The sequence below is a fragment of the Methanospirillum hungatei JF-1 genome (genome assembly GCF_000013445.1).
In the GTDB taxonomy this organism is placed as follows: Archaea; Halobacteriota; Methanomicrobia; order Methanomicrobiales; family Methanospirillaceae; genus Methanospirillum; species Methanospirillum hungatei.
The window spans coordinates 3,149,131-3,165,682 of sequence record NC_007796.1; the positions used below are offsets into that span (position 1 = coordinate 3,149,131).

General features: G+C 47.0%; 17 protein-coding genes. 11 read left to right on the forward strand and 6 right to left on the reverse strand.

Annotated features, from left to right (window positions below):
- The first annotated feature begins 8 nt into the window (after nucleotides 1-8).
- The 5 genes from MHUN_RS14985 (at nucleotide 9) to MHUN_RS15005 (ending at nucleotide 2,870) form a co-directional block, all read left to right on the forward strand.
- On the forward strand, nucleotides 9-347 hold the full coding sequence (locus MHUN_RS14985) for a 30S ribosomal protein S24e (RefSeq protein WP_011449811.1): 339 nt from the start codon (nucleotides 9-11) through the stop codon (nucleotides 345-347).
- A 15-nt stretch (nucleotides 348-362) separates the two neighbouring features.
- Nucleotides 363-551 (forward strand): 30S ribosomal protein S27ae, encoded by a 189-nt coding sequence (locus MHUN_RS14990; RefSeq protein ID WP_011449812.1) that lies wholly within the window; start codon nucleotides 363-365, stop codon nucleotides 549-551.
- A gap of 5 nt (nucleotides 552-556) precedes the next feature.
- Nucleotides 557-2,119, forward strand: a complete 1,563-nt coding sequence (locus MHUN_RS14995) for a bifunctional N(6)-L-threonylcarbamoyladenine synthase/serine/threonine protein kinase (RefSeq protein ID WP_011449813.1) — start codon at nucleotides 557-559, stop codon at nucleotides 2,117-2,119.
- Nucleotides 2,116-2,661, forward strand: a complete 546-nt coding sequence (gene rdgB / locus MHUN_RS15000) for an RdgB/HAM1 family non-canonical purine NTP pyrophosphatase (protein ID WP_011449814.1) — start codon at nucleotides 2,116-2,118, stop codon at nucleotides 2,659-2,661. The genes MHUN_RS14995 and rdgB overlap by 4 nt, the downstream gene beginning before the upstream one ends.
- Nucleotides 2,662-2,723: 62 nt before the next feature.
- Nucleotides 2,724-2,870 (forward strand): 50S ribosomal protein L40e, encoded by a 147-nt coding sequence (locus tag MHUN_RS15005; protein WP_011449815.1) that lies wholly within the window; start codon nucleotides 2,724-2,726, stop codon nucleotides 2,868-2,870.
- Nucleotides 2,871-2,874: 4 nt separating this feature from the next.
- Here the strand turns inward: MHUN_RS15005 and MHUN_RS15010 are convergent, their stop codons facing one another.
- The 3 genes from MHUN_RS15010 to MHUN_RS15020 are packed head-to-tail and all read right to left on the reverse strand — an operon-like array spanning nucleotide 2,875 to nucleotide 5,284.
- On the reverse strand, nucleotides 2,875-3,525 hold the full coding sequence (locus MHUN_RS15010) for a putative phosphothreonine lyase domain-containg protein (protein ID WP_011449816.1): 651 nt from the start codon (nucleotides 3,523-3,525) through the stop codon (nucleotides 2,875-2,877).
- A gap of 45 nt (nucleotides 3,526-3,570) precedes the next feature.
- Nucleotides 3,571-4,044 (reverse strand): hypothetical protein, encoded by a 474-nt coding sequence (locus MHUN_RS15015; protein WP_011449817.1) that lies wholly within the window; start codon nucleotides 4,042-4,044, stop codon nucleotides 3,571-3,573.
- A 52-nt stretch (nucleotides 4,045-4,096) separates the two neighbouring features.
- Nucleotides 4,097-5,284: an MFS transporter gene (locus MHUN_RS15020; protein WP_011449818.1), complete on the reverse strand. Its 1,188-nt coding sequence runs from the start codon at nucleotides 5,282-5,284 to the stop codon at nucleotides 4,097-4,099.
- Between the two features lie 109 nt (nucleotides 5,285-5,393).
- Here MHUN_RS15020 and MHUN_RS15025 point away from each other — a divergent pair, with 109 nt between their 5' ends.
- Entirely contained in the window at nucleotides 5,394-6,089 is a 696-nt protein-coding gene (locus tag MHUN_RS15025; protein ID WP_011449819.1) for an HAD family hydrolase, read from the forward strand.
- A 2-nt stretch (nucleotides 6,090-6,091) separates the two neighbouring features.
- Here the strand turns inward: MHUN_RS15025 and MHUN_RS15030 are convergent, their stop codons facing one another.
- Entirely contained in the window at nucleotides 6,092-8,215 is a 2,124-nt protein-coding gene (locus MHUN_RS15030) for a PAS domain S-box protein (protein ID WP_011449820.1), read from the reverse strand.
- A 242-nt stretch (nucleotides 8,216-8,457) separates the two neighbouring features.
- Between MHUN_RS15030 and MHUN_RS17845 the strand changes: the two genes are divergently transcribed.
- Together MHUN_RS17845 and MHUN_RS15040 are read left to right on the forward strand one after the other, a co-directional pair.
- Entirely contained in the window at nucleotides 8,458-11,244 is a 2,787-nt protein-coding gene (locus MHUN_RS17845; protein WP_052288912.1) for a PAS domain S-box protein, read from the forward strand.
- Nucleotides 11,228-11,692, forward strand: coding sequence for a response regulator (locus MHUN_RS15040; protein WP_011449822.1), 465 nt, complete (start codon nucleotides 11,228-11,230; stop codon nucleotides 11,690-11,692). Before MHUN_RS17845 ends, MHUN_RS15040 begins: the two co-directional genes overlap by 17 nt.
- Before the next feature lie 16 nt (nucleotides 11,693-11,708).
- On the opposite strand, the gene MHUN_RS15045 is transcribed toward MHUN_RS15040, so the two are convergent.
- Nucleotides 11,709-12,251 (reverse strand): Holliday junction resolvase-like protein, encoded by a 543-nt coding sequence (locus MHUN_RS15045; protein WP_011449823.1) that lies wholly within the window; start codon nucleotides 12,249-12,251, stop codon nucleotides 11,709-11,711.
- A 17-nt stretch (nucleotides 12,252-12,268) separates the two neighbouring features.
- A complete protein-coding gene (locus MHUN_RS15050) occupies nucleotides 12,269-12,649 on the reverse strand; it encodes a response regulator (RefSeq protein ID WP_011449824.1) in 381 nt (126 codons plus the stop codon).
- 75 nt (nucleotides 12,650-12,724) lie between these two features.
- Here MHUN_RS15050 and MHUN_RS15055 point away from each other — a divergent pair, with 75 nt between their 5' ends.
- The 3 genes from MHUN_RS15055 to MHUN_RS15065 all read left to right on the forward strand — a co-directional run bounded on the left by MHUN_RS15055 (nucleotide 12,725) and on the right by MHUN_RS15065 (nucleotide 16,453).
- On the forward strand, nucleotides 12,725-13,876 hold the full coding sequence (locus MHUN_RS15055) for a TIGR04084 family radical SAM/SPASM domain-containing protein (protein ID WP_011449825.1): 1,152 nt from the start codon (nucleotides 12,725-12,727) through the stop codon (nucleotides 13,874-13,876).
- Nucleotides 13,877-13,939: 63 nt separating this feature from the next.
- Complete coding sequence (locus MHUN_RS15060) at nucleotides 13,940-14,797, forward strand: MBL fold metallo-hydrolase (RefSeq protein ID WP_011449826.1); 858 nt, start codon at nucleotides 13,940-13,942, stop codon at nucleotides 14,795-14,797.
- Between the two features lie 12 nt (nucleotides 14,798-14,809).
- Nucleotides 14,810-16,453 carry an ATP-dependent DNA ligase gene (locus tag MHUN_RS15065; protein ID WP_011449827.1) on the forward strand — a complete coding sequence of 548 codons (1,644 nt, stop codon included), beginning with the start codon at nucleotides 14,810-14,812 and terminating at the stop codon, nucleotides 16,451-16,453.
- The last annotated feature ends 99 nt before the right edge of the window (nucleotides 16,454-16,552 follow it).

Sequence of the window (16,552 nt, forward strand, 5' to 3'; positions counted from 1 at the left end):
GGATCTCTATGGAGATTACGATTACTTCACAAACAGAGAATGTTCTGTTAAACCGGAAAGAGATCGGGTTTAGCATCACATTTACCGGAGCAACCCCGTCACGCAAGATGGTCCATGCGAAACTTGCAGCAATGCTCAGCGCACCAAAGGATCAGCTGGTGATCGGATCCCTTCACAACCGTTTCGGATTAACTGAAATAACAGGCGACGCACGGGTGTACACCTCTGCTGAATACCTGAAGAAGATCGAACCGGAGTATATCCGAAAGCGGGGTATGGCCGGAGAAGAAGAAGGCAACGCAGATGCTCAGGATGCACCGTCCGGTGACGCTGCGGAGGCATCTTAAGGGGGACGATGAAATATGGCAGCAAAAAAAGCAAAAAAATCAGAGAAGGCCGCAGTCAAGCGGTCAGCCTATTTCAAGGTTGAAGGAAAGAATGCAGTTCCTCAACGCAGGTACTGTCCCCGCTGTGGTCCGGGCGTTTTCATGGGTGAACACAAAGATCGTGTTACCTGTGGAAAGTGTGGATACACTGAGTTCAAGAAGTAACCCTGATGAAGATCGGACCTGTACTGGGGATCGAGGGTACAGCCTGGAACCTCAGTGCTGCTCTTTTTGATGATGACCTGATTAAACTGGTCTCACATCCCTACAAACCTGTGCAGGGCGGTATACACCCGCGTGAAGCAGCCCAGCATCATGCATCCGTCATTACCAGTGTCATTGAAGAGGTCCTGAAAGGAAATCCGACTCCGGTAGCCGTGGCTTTTTCTCAGGGTCCTGGTCTTGGTCCATGCCTTCGGATTGTCGGGACCGCGGCTCGGGCACTTGCACTATCCTTTGATGTTCCACTCATCGGCGTCAATCATTGTGTAGCCCATGTTGAGATTGGAAGATTTGCATCAGGATTTGACGATCCGGTCGTCCTGTATGCAAGCGGGGCAAATACCCAGGTGTTGGGATACCTGCAGGGCAGATACCGGATATTTGGAGAAACTCTTGATATCGGAATTGGGAATGCCATTGACAAGTTTGCACGAAGTAAGGGGCTTCCCCATCCTGGCGGACCGGAAATAGAACGGATTGCAAAAAACGGTTCATACATCCCTCTGCCATATACCGTCAAGGGCATGGATCTTGCCTTCTCTGGTCTTGTGAGTGCCGCAAAAGATGCATCAGCCCCCCTTGAGGATGTCTGTTACAGTCTCCAGGAGACAGCCTTTGCCATGTGTACAGAGGTCACAGAGCGCGCATTGTCACAGACCGGAAAAGAACAACTGATCCTCGTCGGAGGTGTCGGGATGAACAAGCGTCTGCAGGAGATGCTCTCCTGTATGTGCGAAGACCGTGATGCAGCGTTCTCAGTCCCGAACCCCCAGTACCTCGGGGATAATGGTGCCATGATCGCGTATACGGGGAGGGTCATGCTTGAGTCAGGATCAGTTCTGCCGGTTGAGGAGTCACGGGTGAATCCCTCATACCGTGCAGACCAGGTCCTGGTCACCTGGAGAGAGGAACCTTCTGGTTCTGAACGGCATCCGGATGCATATAGTGCACGGGGCGCAGAGGCCATCGTCCGGTTCTGTGATGGAGCAGCATCCAAGATCCGGGTATCAAAGCGATACCGGCATCCCGAACTAGACCGTCGACTTATTGCAGAACGAACCAGGGCTGAAGCACGACTTATCGCTGAGGCACGAAAAGCCGGGGTCAGGACTCCGATCATCAGAGAGATAACTCAGGATACCATTATCATGGAACATATCGACGGGGTGAAACTCAAAGAATGCCTCTCACCAGAGCTCCTTGAGGAGACCGGACGGATGGTCGGGAAACTTCATGCAGCACAGATTGTGCATGGAGACCTGACAACCTGCAATTTCCTTGTACATGACGGCAAGACCTGGCTTATAGATTTTGGTCTTGCCGGAACCTCATCTGATATAGAGCATCGCGGTGTGGATATTCATGTCCTCTTCCAGGTCCTTGAGAGCACATCTAAAGATTCAGACATTCTGAAAGAGGCGTTCATCCAGGGATATCGGGAGAAGATGCCTCTGGCGGATGAGATACTGAACCGGGAGCATGAGATTGAACTGCGGGGAAGATACCTGTGAGAATTACGTTTGTTACCAGCAATGAACACAAGGCACGGGAAGCTGCAGGAATCCTTGCAGGTCTTGCCGAGATAGAACATGTCCCCCTGGAGATTCCGGAGCTCAGGTATGAATCGGTGGCAGAGATTGCAGCGGGAAAAGCAGCGTATGCCTACTCGGTCCTGCAGCGGCCGGTCATCACCGACGACACCGGACTCTTTATCCATGCACTCAATGGATTTCCCGGGACCTGTGCTGCCTATGTCCAGAAGACCATCGGGAATACCGGGATCCTGGCCCTCATGGCAGGATATGCAAACCGTTCCGCTACATTTGAGACAGGGATAGCCTATCATGACGGGGATTGCCAGAGATCATTCACCGGGGCTATCAAAGGAACTATCGTCCTTCCCCGGGGATGTGGAGGATTCGGATACGACCCAGTCTTTGAAGTAGATGGAAAAACCCTGGCAGAGATGACAGAAGAAGAGAAGAACCGGATCTCTCATCGGGCTATCGGACTGCATGCATTGCGAAGATGGCTTGCTGAAGAGAAGCAGTAAGACATAACCCTTATGTGAGGATACAACCCTGTATATAAGACAGATATTTACGGAGATATCATATGGCACGTTTTCCTGAGGCAGAAGCACGGCTTCTTAATGTTAAGATTTGTATGCACTGCAATGCCCGTAACCCGGTCAGGGCAGTCAGCTGTAGAAAGTGCGGGTATGTACACCTGCGTCCAAAGAACAAGGATCGGAAAGCCTGATCATTCAGGCTGAATAAAACGTTACTTTTTTTCCTTTTGCACTATATTCTCCCTTGAAGGTCTCAATATTCCGTTTATACCCGATCCTGTCTGTAATTCCTATTCTGCGAAGTTCTTCTCTGACACGCATCACATCCGCTTCATCTTCCCAGTCCGCAGTATAGACATAGATGACTTTCCGATCATCACGGGCATCCGGATCTGGTTTTGCCGTCGACACTTTTGCAGAAATGCCTAAAGTTCCTTCCCATGTCCGGTCACGGATCTGACGCCAGATATCATCCACCTGATCAGGCGGGAGAAATACCAGCCATTTTCCGGCCTTTTCAATGTCCGCAGCCCGACCATCGACATGAGGCGAATCCTGTTCAATCCACCTTGCCTGATATGTCTTGCTTGGAATGACGCCTTCCCCTTCACGAATCATCCGGTATATCTCTTCAGGAGATTGAAACTGGCTGATGAGCAGATCGTATACTTCCGGATAAACGGTAGAGAATTCGGTAAATATTTCATGGAACAGTTCTTCGAAAGGCTCACCGCTCTCTACGATGAGAGAAAGGGATTTTTTACGCATATGCAGCTGGCTTCTGAAAAAGAACTCAAAAATGGCATATGCGCTGTCCGAGAGTTCAACCGTATCAGCTGCGTCCATACTCAGGAATAATGCCTGACGGGAAAAAATAGATATTGGTTTTATCTAAAACAGGGTGCTGTTCGGATACAACATGATAAGGCCGCGCCATGCTTCTTCAGCAGCATCTTCATCAGCATCAGCCTGTGCTTTCAGGGAGTTGCGGGTATCTTTATTATGTGTCGCAAGTCCGCTGCTTTTCCCAAGTTCTTCATTTGCTTCACTACTGGATACCAGGTAAAAGAGCAGCTTGGTGACATTGAATGCAACCGGATAAAATTCAGGACTGACTTTCATCGCAGTTGCAGAGTAATAAGCTGACTGGACATCGATCCGTTCACTGCTGTTCAGATTCCGGTCACTGAGACCGGTGATTACCGGTGTTACGAGGATCAGGAACTTTTCATCATCATATGGCTCTGAAGTACCAATTTTTGGGATCATGGTCATGGTGGTCGGTTCGGTTGCCGCATAACAAAACCCGCATGATGCGATGACTGCCAGGATCAGAAATACAATCTTCCACTGTTTTCGTATCATATATATCACATGATTGTCTGTGTCCCCATGGGAAATAGTACCCCGTGTCCAGTTACCTCCTTTGTGATGGAAAAAAAGAAGCCTTTGAGAGAAATACCGGGGTGACAACGAGGACTATTACGGCAGACAAATAAAAAACTGAACTAATCCCGGTCTGGTCCATGAATAATCCGCAGACAACGGGAGATATGATCATACCCATGCTCATGACCATGTTTATCGTTCCCATCGCTGCCCCCTGCCCCACGTCCCTGCCGGCTATGGTGACCAGGGCATACATGGCCGGGACTGATATACCTCCTCCGATCCCCATGAGGAGGGCAAAGAAGAGATATGACCAGAGGCCTTCAAAGCCAGGTACCAGAGCCAGTGCAACGGTTACCGTAAGACACCCTGTTGCAATGAGCAGATATTTATCAAACCGATCTGCAAGCCTTCCGCATACTCTCTGCAAAAGGGCAGTTGACAGAACTGATACCGATATTACAAGGCCGGTCTCTCCTGCAGAGAGGTTCCCGACATGGGCGGCAATGACGGGGAGAAAGACCATAAATGTTCCATTTGCAAATGCATTCATCATTTGATATAATAATGGAATGCGAAGCCCTGGATGAATGAGCAGATGAAGTATCGAACTCTGTTCTTTTCGCGACCCCTGATACCCGGGGAGGAAGAAGATGCAGGTAAGCAGTGCCACCCCGGTTAGCGCCCCCATACAAATAAATGCTGTATCCATGCCGGCAATATCGGTTACAATGCCCCCAAGAAAAGGCCCCAGACCCATGCCCAGAAAGAGTGAACTGGTAAACGTCCCAAGATACCGTCCTTCCATTCCGGGTGGAGCGATATCACCGATATATGCCATTGCTATGGGGAACACCATGGCTGATGCAATCCCCTGAAGAAACCGGATACCGGATAGCTCAAGCACTGATCCAGCCGGGACATAGAGGAGAGAAAAAATCGCATAGAGGAGCAGACCGATTATGATGAACTGACGTCTGCCACAGATATCGGAGTATCTTCCGAAGAATGGCATGGCGAAAGCCCGCGATAATGCAAACGAGGAGAAAATCATTCCGATCCCAAATCCGGAAGCACCAAGGGTTTCGGCAAAACGGGGAAGAAGCGGTATGACAATACCAATCCCAAGCATGGTAGAAAAAACGGCCACATAGAGTGATATGAATAATAACCGGCGATCCGTTTCGGTAATGAGAACTGGATCACTCGCAGGCATACCGTATTATTACATCTGATTCCATAAGAGAGACCCTTCCACCACGATACAGCACTATGAGATCGCTTATCATCTCCTGAGACTGATATCCTGATAGATACAACGCAGCATGGCAGGTACAGATATTCGCCAGGGGTGTGGAAACCGGTTTCTCGGAATTCTGGTAGACCTGGATAACACCCTGTATGACTTTGGATATGCAAAGGAAGAGGCATGCAGGAGAGTCGTTCAGGCTATCGGAGTTGGAACAGCAGATGACTTAGTACGGACTTTTTTGTTCTCTCCCTATGGTGTTGAGAGCCCGAAAGCCATTCAGTCATTTTTATCTGAACAGGGAATCACCGATGCAGATGTGTTCATGCGTGCAGTTCAGGTGTACACGAAGACAAAAATCGAAGCGATTGAAGCGTACCCCGGAGTATATGAAACATTATTGAAGATTCACACGGCAGGGATGAAGATCGGAGCAGTTACCAATGCAAGCCATGAGCATGCAACAGAGCGGCTCATCCATATCCAGACCGCTGATCTTTTCGACTGCCTGGTCACTCCTGATACGGCAGGGATGAAAAAACCTGACCCGGCAATGTTTCTCCATGCTGCAGAACTTCTGAAGATTCAGCCCCACCAGATATGTGCAATCGGCGATAATCTGATCAATGATATCAGACCGGCAAAAGAAGCGGGAATGTGCACCATTCATGCAGAATATGGAAATCGGTTGCCACCGGAGTATTCAGAAGGAATTATTGCCGATTTTTCAATCAGTTCCTTTTCAGATATACTTCCGATCCTGGGACTTTAGATTCAGCCGACTGTCTTTCCGACAACCGATTCTACCGCACGTTTCCAGTTTGTCATATCCTTGATTGTCTGAATATACCCGATTACTCTTCCGGAGGTATCCGTAATAGGAGAGGCTTTTGCCCAGACATATGTCCCTTTTCCTTCATGAAATCCCGGAACAAACGCTTCGGTGTAAAAACTGTTCCCTACCCGTGAGACCTGTGGATAAATCTGGATCAACTCTTTTGGTGATAAGTCAAAGAGGTCAACCAGGATGGGGAGAGATGGATTTGAGTTCCTGATTACCTCCTGATACTTGAGTGAACCGATCATCTCATGTTTGTTCAGACCAGTAAGGATCTCCATCGCTTCATTCCAGGCAACAACCATACGGTCACGGGATATAATGAAGGTGGGGTCACCCATCTGATCTACTGTCCCTTCCAGCTGCTCAACCATGAGTGCAAGGGACTCTTCCATGGTCCGCTGACTGGTAATGTCAAGAGCCGATATGAGAGTGCACAGGTGAACTCCGGTTTTATCAAATACCCGTGAAAGGTGGACCTGTATCACAAGCGAGGAACCATCTTCCCCTGTATCAGAAAAAACCCGGGTAAAATTTCCTTTTTCATTAAGTGCAGCCCTGATATCCGGAATAGAACTGATGATCTGGGGATAGTAACTTAAACTCCACTCAATGGATCTTCCGACCATAGTTCCATCCGGGACACGGGAGAAGATCCGCTTGAAGGAAGGATTGGCATACATTACCACATCATCCGGCGTAATGATAGCCATACCCTCATAAGAATGTGCGATTGCAGTATCCTTAATCTCAAGTTCCCGGACCATCCTGACCCAGTGGGTGACGTCATACAGGTAGGCAATCAGACAGATGGGATTTCGATCAGGGCCAGTGACCCCTGATATGGTTACTGAGAGGTTTATCTGGGATCCATCACGGCGGACCCCGTCTACTTCATATACATACCCTGATCGATCCTCGTGCAACAGGTTTTGAGATAGAAATGAGGCAGAAGAGACATCGATATCTTTGGCAAAGTGCTTAAAAGGCAGTCCAATAACCTCATCTGGAGAATGATACCCCCATAGTTCCAGAAATGCCCTGTTTACATAGGTGATAGACCCTTCCATAGAGAGGAGTGCAATGGGAACGATAGAAGAGTCCATGGCATGACTTTTAATTAATAACTCCCGTTCGGCATTCTTTCGTTCGGTGATGTCCCTGCCAACTCCCTGGTACTCAAGAATGCCCCCGTTATCATCAGCCAGCATCCGTGACACCCAGTGATACCACCTGGACCGCCCGGAAGGAAGTTTGAATTCAAATTCTGATTGAAAAACCGGGGACAAGGGGGAACAACTCTGCATACCTTCTTTTATCTGCCGGGAAGCATCCGGATGCATGAATTCAAATAAGGAGTGTTGCAGTGCTTCTGTATGATTCATCTGAAAAAGTCTGCAAAATGCCCCATTCGCAAATGAAATGACACCGTCCCGGTTGTACCGGCAGATGAGTTCGGTCTGGTCTTCAACAATTCCACGATATCTGGCTTCACTGATACGAAGCCGCTCCTCCATCTCAGTCTCAAGGGTGACATCTTCCACGATAATGGTAAGGCCGGAGCGTCCGTCGTCAAAAACGGTTTTAATATATTTTACTTTAAAGAACCGCCTCCAGTCATACTTGGTGAAGGTGACAACAGCGGTATGCTCTGTCTCTAAATCTGAATCAAAATAGGTGTCAAAATGAAATGCTCGTAAAATTTCCTGTGGAAGCATCAGATATGACGTGCCAGTAATTGTTGTAACATCCTGGTCAAACATTCTGCAAAACCGCTCGTTAACCTGGATTATCCTACCATCACTTGAAATGACGAGAATTCCTTCTTTGGTAAAGCCCAGAAGACTGGAGATGGGAACCCGTTGTGAGAGATAAAATACCTTGGCAGCCCCCATCTGCTGCATCTCAACCGTTCCGGAAATCTGAAGTATCTCCAGATATTTCGCAACAGAATTCCGGTTACATTTCAGACGCTGGGAAATTTCCGAAATTGTGAGCCCTCTGGGGTAAATCTTGAGTAAACCGCGGATACGGTTCAGAAATTCCCCATCCTCAACCATAGATACATTTCCTCAATTTCTCCCTATTAAACATATGCCATGCATCCCTGCAAGCATCTTTTTTTAAAATTGAAGAGAGGGAGATAATATTTTGTTAATATTACAAAAAATTGCCAATTATAGAATGGGATAAATGAAAAAATCAAACCAAAACATGTATCAGCTATTCAATGAATTCTAACATATCGGTTCGTGTCCTACTCAAAGATGAATCCAGATAATAAAAGAGAAGACAGATGTCCATGCGTCAGAAGTTTCCGATGAGCGGTGGTTCCCTTATCAGTCGTTTCATGGTAATACTACTGATTATTTTAATCCTGTCCATCCTCTCGATAACAACACTCTGGTATATTGATACACGAACCCAGATTGAATCACGCTTCACGCTCCAGCAAAACCATTCTGAACAGATTCTTCGGCAATCGGTCATATGGATCGACGGGGGCATTCGCCTGTATGAGTACTCATTTGAACCAGGGATGAAAGAAGCGATGGATATGTACCTGGCAGCGTATAATGAATCAGGTGGTGATATCACAAAGATAGACCTCCCTTCTTTGAAAACACACCTGAATGAAACGATAGGAGGTACATGGGATCTTTATATTATCGATGCTGAGGGCACCGTCGTTCATACGACCTATACTCCTGACCTCTTTTTAAATTTTTGTAATTATCCTTCTTTTTATAAAACACTCACCCGAATCAGGGAAGAGGGAGCTTATGTCATTGACAGAACAGTAAAGGGATTTGTCAAAGGGTCCCCAAATCGGAAATTTGCATATCAGGGGACACCTGATAAAAAATATGTGCTTGAAATAAGCAGAAATTTTCAAACATTTATACCAAAAGAGACTGAGACATCATATGCCGAGTTAGTAAAAAATCTTCCCAGACTGAATCCAAATATCGTCTCTATTGAACTTTTCAACACACAGGGAGAGATTGTAACCAGATGGAGTGCAGATTCCGGCTATGGAAATTACTCTCCGCATATCCAGGAAAAAGTCATCAGGGTACTATCTGAAAAAAAGAGTCATTATTATCACGAACCTGATCTGAAACAGGCCATTTCAATAATATATCTCTCTATCCAGGATACCAGGTACCCCTCATCACCGATGATGAATCTTGTCGGACGGATAGTCTATTCAACCCAGGAGATCGAGGAAAAAATTCTTGAAATTTCAATAATATACATAGCCGCCCTCCTTTTTACCCTTCTTATCGCAGGTCTCACGGTATGGAAGACATCCCGATACTTTTCATACCCGGTGAAAGGGCTTATTCAGGATTTAAATCAGATTGCAGACGGAGACCTGAACCATCAGATCAGAGATACCGGCATTCTGGAACTAAAACAGATTGAAGGAGCCATCAACAGGCTGGTATCAAACCTGAAAGAGATGATCAGGACGATACAAACCCAGGAGGAACAGGTTAAAAACGAACTCTCAAACAGGATCCAGGCAGAAGAAAATATCAGGAACCTCTTACAGGAAGTTCAGCAGAAAGAACTCCAGATCCAGAAGAGTGAAGAGAGGTACCGGAGTGTTGTTGAGACACAAAATGAGTTCATATGCAGGTTTACTCCGGATGGGACACATATCTTCGTGAATGATGCATATTGCAGATTTTTTGGAAAAAGTTGCGATGAAATACTTGGAACAAAATTCTCTCCGGAAATTCCGGAAGATGAAAGGATCCAGTTGAAAAACCATCTCGCAGGGCTTACCAGGCAGCATCCGACAGACCTGAATGAACATCATATCATCCTCCCAAATGGAGAGAGAAGATATATCCAATGGATAGACCAGGCAATTTTTTCAGAAACTGGTGAAATAACCGAATACCAGTCTGTAGGTCGTGACCTGACAGAAGTGAAAGAACTTGAGAAAAGTCTCCATGCATCTGATTCTTTGTACCGGGAGACGGTCAATGCAATGGATGACGGGGTTTTTGTCACCGACAGTACACACTCCATCCTGATCTGGAATGGATGGAAACTGGGCAAACAGGCGAAGTTACTCAAAGAGCATAAACACCTGGAAGGAAAAAAACTCTTTTCTATTCTTACTTATCTGACCGAAAAAGATTATCTTGAATATGATGGTGTCTTTTCATCAGGGAAGATTGCAGTATATGAGACAATCATAGAAAAGGAACGACCAATCTACCTCGAAACCAAAATTATTCCAATTATTACCGACGATCAGGTAACTACAGTTGTCACCCTCATTCGGGATATCACCCTTCGGAAAGAATCTGAAAAAGCACTTCATAAATTGAACCTGGACCTTGAGGAGATTATCAGGAAAAGAACCGAGGATCTGCAGTCGTCGCTTGATGAACTGGACGCATTTGCATACAGCGTGTCTCATGATCTGCGGGGGCCCGTTCGTGCAATAGACGGATTTTCTCATCTCCTGCTCTTGAAAGCGGGGGATATCCTGGATGAAGAGAACAAGCACCTGATCTCCAGGATCCGCGAGAGTGTCACAACCATGGATAGACTCATCCAGGATCTGCTCAGGTTTTCGCGGACAGCACGCCAGCCATTGCAGGTAATTGACATAGAGATGGGCGGGCTGGTGCGAGGGGTAATCACGGAACTGACCAGTCAGCCTGAAACCAGAAATATTTCAGTCCATATAAAAGACATGCGCTCTTCTAAAGGCGATCCCGGCCTTATCAGACAGGTTTGGTATAATCTGATATCAAACAGTATAAAATTCACTTTGCCGGATACTGTCCCTGATATTACGATTGGTTCATATGAGAAAGAAAGTGAAATAATTTATTATATCAAAGACAATGGCATCGGATTTGATATGCAGTACGCAGATAAAGTCTTTGAAGTTTTTTCAAGACTTGCTCCATCTCCGAATGCTGAAGGCACTGGTGTGGGCCTTGCACTGGTAAAGAGGATCATCCTCAGGCACCATGGAAGGATCTGGGTACAATCTGGAAAGGGCAGGGGAACAACGTTTTATTTTACTGTGCAGGGGAGAGATGGAAGCGAAAGGTGAAAGGAGACTTGAGATACTTCTCATTGAAGATAACCAGAATGATGTTGAATTATTTCTGAATGTGGTTGACTGGATTAATATGGGAGACCAGGTCAGAGTTTTTCTTGATGGTAGAGAGGCACTTGATTTCCTGCATGGAAAAGGATCATATAAAGAAGCTCCGGGTTCACTTCCATCAGTGGTCTTCATTGACCTGAAAATGCCCCTTATCAGTGGTCATGAAGTCCTGAAAGCCATCAGAAAAGACAAACGAACAAAAACACTTCCAATCGTCGTCTTTACCTCATCTGATCAGGAAGCAGATATCGGAGAGACATACAAATCAGGAGTGAACAGTTATGTTGTCAAACCGGTTCAGTTCGAGAAATACGCTGAGACCATCAGGGACCTGATAAATTACTGGAGAAATGTTAATACACCACCAGGTTCGTTCAGGCATGATGCATAATCTGTCACTTTAAGGACTATTCTTTTCTTATCACTTCAAACCGGATCTTTCCCTCCTCAATAATCCGTGCGACGGACCGTTCCCGTGGGGAAAGAGATCCTGACCCGGTTTTCACTTCAACGATGACGATCTCTTTCAGGCATCCTTCTGACAGACCATCAAAGACGATAAAATCCACTGGTGATCCCAAAAAACGGGCATCAGACGGATGATACGAAAACTCAGAGAACCAGGGGATCAGATGCTCGGTGATCTTTCCCCTGATAACCGAGTGGGATCGTCGGATCGCATCCTGACGAATCTTCTGCTCTTCCCATCTTTGCCAATCCCTGTACCTCGCCTCTGCCTGCACATCTGCCCGTGCATCCGCCTCTTCCTGTATCCAGGTCTTCCACCTTGCATACTCATCTCTTTTCCATGACTCAAAGAGCATACGGGCACGCTTGTCTGCTCTTCTCCAGATATGAACGATGATTAGGAGCAATGCAATGATGAGCAGGAGGAAAATGAGTGTGACATCAAAAGACAAGGGTAAAAGAGTGACCGGATTTATATCCATGGTATCATTGAACAGTATTATGAAGACAATACCGATTTTATGGCCTGATCCAGTCCGACTTTATTGTATGGTTTTGCAAGGACACCTGAGAAGCCATAATCTGCATACGAGATTATTGCCGGGTCTGAGAGATCACCACTAGACACCAGCACTTTCACGTCAGGATCTGATTCCCGAATGATGGATATCACTTCGCGGCCACCCATGCCACCAGGTATGGTGAGATCAAGGATGATCACATCATAGGGGTTCCCGTTCTCACGGCCTTTTTTATATTCAGCCAAAGCCTCTTCCCCGGTGACTGCAATTGTGGGATCATACCCCAGTTTTTTCAGGAGGATTCCGGTGATTTCACAGATTGCCGGTTCATCATCCATGAGAAGAATGCGATACGCCATAAATCAGAATACTCAATGGTATGGACATCTGGTTATAAGACATTTATGTGTTGATATACTGGATTCATCAGATTCATGCATCATCAGAATGAACTTATACTGGTTTTTGTGTATTTTCATCTTTACATAACTGATTCCTGTAACCTTGTCTGCCAGTACTGTCGGGGAAAAATATTTGATACCCCCGAGACGGACTGCGGCGAAATTGCCATAGATGAATCGATTCCTGCTGAAGTGACCTTTCATCTTCCCGATCTCTACCGGTTTCTCGGAGACGATCCTGATGCAGTCCTGACCTTTATCGGGGGAGAACCGACATTACGCCCCGGCCTCATTCAGACCATCATGGAAGAGGCGCCGGTATCACGATTCATGATCCAGACAAATGGCACACTTCTTCACCGACTTTCTCCTGAAATTGTCAACCGGTTTGATACCATCCTCATCTCCATCGACGGGGATAAGAAAACCACCGATGAAGGGAGGGGTGAAGGCACATATGACCGGGTCATGGAAAATATTCACCACATCATCGCGGGTGGATTTAGAAATGAACTCATAGCCCGGATGACCGTGACCGAACGGACAGATATCAGGTCTGCGGTCCGATATCTTGCGCATAATCCGCATTACTCATTCTCTTCGATTCATTGGCAGATAGATGCAAACTTCTGGAATGACTATTCACTCAGAACCTTTCAGACCTGGGCAAGAGATTCATATATTCCCGGCATTCATCAGCTTGTTCAGGACTGGCTTTCTCGTATCAAAGAGACCGGAGAGGTTCCAAAGTGGTATCCATTCATTGATCCGCTTGAAGACCTGCTCCATGGCCGGCCCAGCAGGTTACGATGTGGATCGGGGTATGCAAATTACACTATTCTGACAGACGGACATATCGCACCATGCCCAATCATGGTCGGGATGAAAGACTTTTATGCAGGTACCATAACGACCGCATCTCCGAACGCTCTGCCGATCATACCAGTCACGGGTGCCTGTGAGACCTGTGAGATTCGTGATTTTTGTGGAGGAAGGTGTCTCTATTCGGCTATTGTAAAACCCTGGCCTAAAGAGGGTGCTGATCTCGTGTGCGAGACAGTACGGGGATTATATGATGCGATCACCGGTATCGTGCCGGTAATTCGTGAGATGATAAGCCGGGGTGAGATCAGCATTGGAGCCTTCGCTCATGAAAAGTATAATGGATGCGAGATTATCCCCTGAAAAGCGCATCCCCTCTTTCATGAAACCATACCTTATGACCAATAAATCCAAAAGGTGTAGGGTATGAACATATCAGTCCTTGCCAGCGGGAGCAAGGGCAACTGTGTATATATTGAAGGGACGTCCGGGGCTCTTATCATCGATGCCGGACGATCTGCACGCGAGATCCTGGGCACAAAAGACCGGAAGGGACGGCTTTTTGAGGCAGGAGGAAACCGCGACCTTATCGAAGGGATACTCATCACCCATGAACATGGGGACCATGTAAAAGGACTGGGCCCTCTTGGAAACGCTCTGAAAGTGTCGGCATATGGGACGAGCGGGACCCTTGATGTAACTAACCGGATGATACAGACAAAGAAAAATTTCACCTTTCAATCGGTCCATCCGGGTGATCCCTTCTCCATCGGTGATTTTACCGTAACAGCTTTTTCAGTTTCGCATGACGCAACCGATCCGGTCGGATACCTTATTGAAGAAGGGGGGTTGCGGATCTGCTACTGCACTGATACCGGAGTTGTCACGTCTGGCATGATGGAGATGATAAAAAAATCTGACGGCGTGATCCTTGAGTCAAATCATTGTCCGCAGATGCTCAAAGACGGACCATACCCGGCTTTTCTCAAACGCAGAATTGCATCTTCACGGGGGCATCTCTCAAATGAGGATGCAGGAATGGTCCTTGCAGAAATTTCCCGGTCTATCCATTGTGCCATCCTTGCCCACCTATCAGAGGAGAATAACGAACCTGGTCTTGCCATCAGAAAGGCTCATGAAGCATTAGGGCTTGCAGCAGATGATGTGGATCTCTTTGCTGCATCATCAATTGATACCAAGACGCGACCCCCACACCGAAAACCCAAACAGCAGTGCAGAAGGCAATGCCTGGATGACTGCTGGAAGATAACTATCTCCCTGTAACTGACATGAACCATGATATTTCTTGAATTTGCAGAATTGTGTTCCAGGCTTGAGAAAATATCAGGAAGACTGGAGACCATCTCCATTCTGGCAGAGACGATATCATCTCTCTCTGATGATGATCTTCCTCATTTCTGCCGCCTTATTCTGGGAAAACCCTTTCCGGAATGGAGTGGGAAAAAGCTCGGTGTCGGTCCGAATCTCCTGTATGAAGCTGTTGCCTATGTTACCGGCAGAAAACGTGAGGAAGTCATTGACCGTCTGAGCCGGGTCGGGGATGCCGGTGCTGCGGTTGAAGAACTCCTCTCCCAGAAATCACAGACATCTTTTTTCACCGTTGAACTGACTCTTGCTGACATTATGGCTGCCCTTATCGAGATATCCGGAATGGAGGGCGGACGATCCCAGAAAGAAAAGGTCCGGGTTATCCAGCGAATACTCTCCAGTGCCTCACCTCTTGAGGGGCATTACATCACTGCAATTCTCCTCGAAGATTTTCGGATTGGGGTCGGTGAAGGAAACCTTCGGGATGCCATCGCTCAGGCCTTCTCAGTCGACCCGAACCTTGTTGAGTATGCGAATCAGGTCAGAAATGACATGGGAGAAGTCGCGGTGCTGGCACGAAAGGGAGAAGAAGCTCTCCGCTCAGTCCGGCTGGTTCCGTTCCATCCGGTCAGGATGATGCTTGCACGGCAGGGAACAATATCAGGTGTCCTAAAAGAAGGAGATCCGGTTGCGGTTGAGTTCAAGTATGATGGGGCGAGGTTTCAGTTCCACAAGCAGAACAAAACCTGCAGGATGTACTCCCGCCGGCTTGAAGAGGTCACCAATGCGATGCCTGATGTTGTTGCACTCCTTGACGAGGCTCTTCCTGATGACATTATTGTGGATGGAGAGGTTATTGCAGTTCAGGGCGGCCACCCAATGCCATTTCAGACCGTTCTCCGGAGGTTTCGAAGAAAGCACAATGTAGCCGAGGCAGCGGATGCTATCACGATGATCCCAAACCTCTTTGACATCCTCTACTACAATCAGGAGATGCTTATTGATCTGCCATTTCGCGAGAGACGGAATATACTGACACAGGTTGCATCCAGGTATGTAACCCCTCAGCTCGTATCGGATGATGAGACAGAGATAGAGGCATACTACCACACCGCCCTTGATGCTGGTCATGAGGGAGTCATGCTGAAATTACAGGGGTCACGGTACACACCCGGTGTCAGGGGAAAAGACTGGGTGAAGATAAAACCGGAGGCCGATACCCTGGACCTTGTGGTAACCGGTGCAGAGTGGGGTGAAGGGAAACGTGCTCATGTTTTTGGATCTTTTTTACTTTCAGTCAGAGATGATGACAGACTGGTTCCTATAAGCCGGGTTGCCACCGGGTTTTCAGACGAACAACTGATCTGGTTGTTTGACACCCTGCAGGATGATATTATCAGGAAAGATGGGAAAATGGTTTATTTTGAACCCAGGCTGGTCTTTGAGATCGGGTATTCGGAGATTCAGAAAAGTCCCAATTACGAGGGAGGGTATGCTCTCCGGTTTCCCCGGTTTATTGAGGTACGAGAAGATAAAGACCTGAAAGAAGCAAATACGGCAGAAGATGTCGAGGAGAGATATATACAGACACACAGTTCTCTAAATACATGATAAATTCATAATTCTGAAGATAATTCGTTGATTTTGGCAAAAAAGAGAGAGAAATCTTTTTCTGAATTTCATTTTCTCCGTTTAAAACTTTTCATTTAC

Bases quoted from the DNA above. Each gene is read 5' to 3' on its own strand.
- MHUN_RS14985 (WP_011449811.1), top strand. From the start codon at position 9: ATGGAGATTACGATTACTTCACAAACAGAGAATGTTCTGTTAAACCGG.
- MHUN_RS14990 (WP_011449812.1), top strand. From the start codon at position 363: ATGGCAGCAAAAAAAGCAAAAAAATCAGAGAAGGCCGCAGTCAAGCGG.
- MHUN_RS14995 (WP_011449813.1), top strand. From the start codon at position 557: ATGAAGATCGGACCTGTACTGGGGATCGAGGGTACAGCCTGGAACCTC.
- MHUN_RS15005 (WP_011449815.1), top strand. From the start codon at position 2,724: ATGGCACGTTTTCCTGAGGCAGAAGCACGGCTTCTTAATGTTAAGATT.
- MHUN_RS15010 (WP_011449816.1), bottom strand. From the start codon at position 3,525: ATGGACGCAGCTGATACGGTTGAACTCTCGGACAGCGCATATGCCATT.
- MHUN_RS15015 (WP_011449817.1), bottom strand. From the start codon at position 4,044: ATGATACGAAAACAGTGGAAGATTGTATTTCTGATCCTGGCAGTCATC.
- MHUN_RS15020 (WP_011449818.1), bottom strand. From the start codon at position 5,284: ATGCCTGCGAGTGATCCAGTTCTCATTACCGAAACGGATCGCCGGTTA.
- MHUN_RS15025 (WP_011449819.1), top strand. From the start codon at position 5,394: ATGGCAGGTACAGATATTCGCCAGGGGTGTGGAAACCGGTTTCTCGGA.
- MHUN_RS15030 (WP_011449820.1), bottom strand. From the start codon at position 8,215: ATGGTTGAGGATGGGGAATTTCTGAACCGTATCCGCGGTTTACTCAAG.
- MHUN_RS17845 (WP_052288912.1), top strand. From the start codon at position 8,458: ATGCGTCAGAAGTTTCCGATGAGCGGTGGTTCCCTTATCAGTCGTTTC.
- MHUN_RS15040 (WP_011449822.1), top strand. From the start codon at position 11,228: ATGGAAGCGAAAGGTGAAAGGAGACTTGAGATACTTCTCATTGAAGAT.
- MHUN_RS15045 (WP_011449823.1), bottom strand. From the start codon at position 12,251: ATGGATATAAATCCGGTCACTCTTTTACCCTTGTCTTTTGATGTCACA.
- MHUN_RS15050 (WP_011449824.1), bottom strand. From the start codon at position 12,649: ATGGCGTATCGCATTCTTCTCATGGATGATGAACCGGCAATCTGTGAA.
- MHUN_RS15055 (WP_011449825.1), top strand. From the start codon at position 12,725: ATGCATCATCAGAATGAACTTATACTGGTTTTTGTGTATTTTCATCTT.
- MHUN_RS15060 (WP_011449826.1), top strand. From the start codon at position 13,940: ATGAACATATCAGTCCTTGCCAGCGGGAGCAAGGGCAACTGTGTATAT.
- MHUN_RS15065 (WP_011449827.1), top strand. From the start codon at position 14,810: ATGATATTTCTTGAATTTGCAGAATTGTGTTCCAGGCTTGAGAAAATA.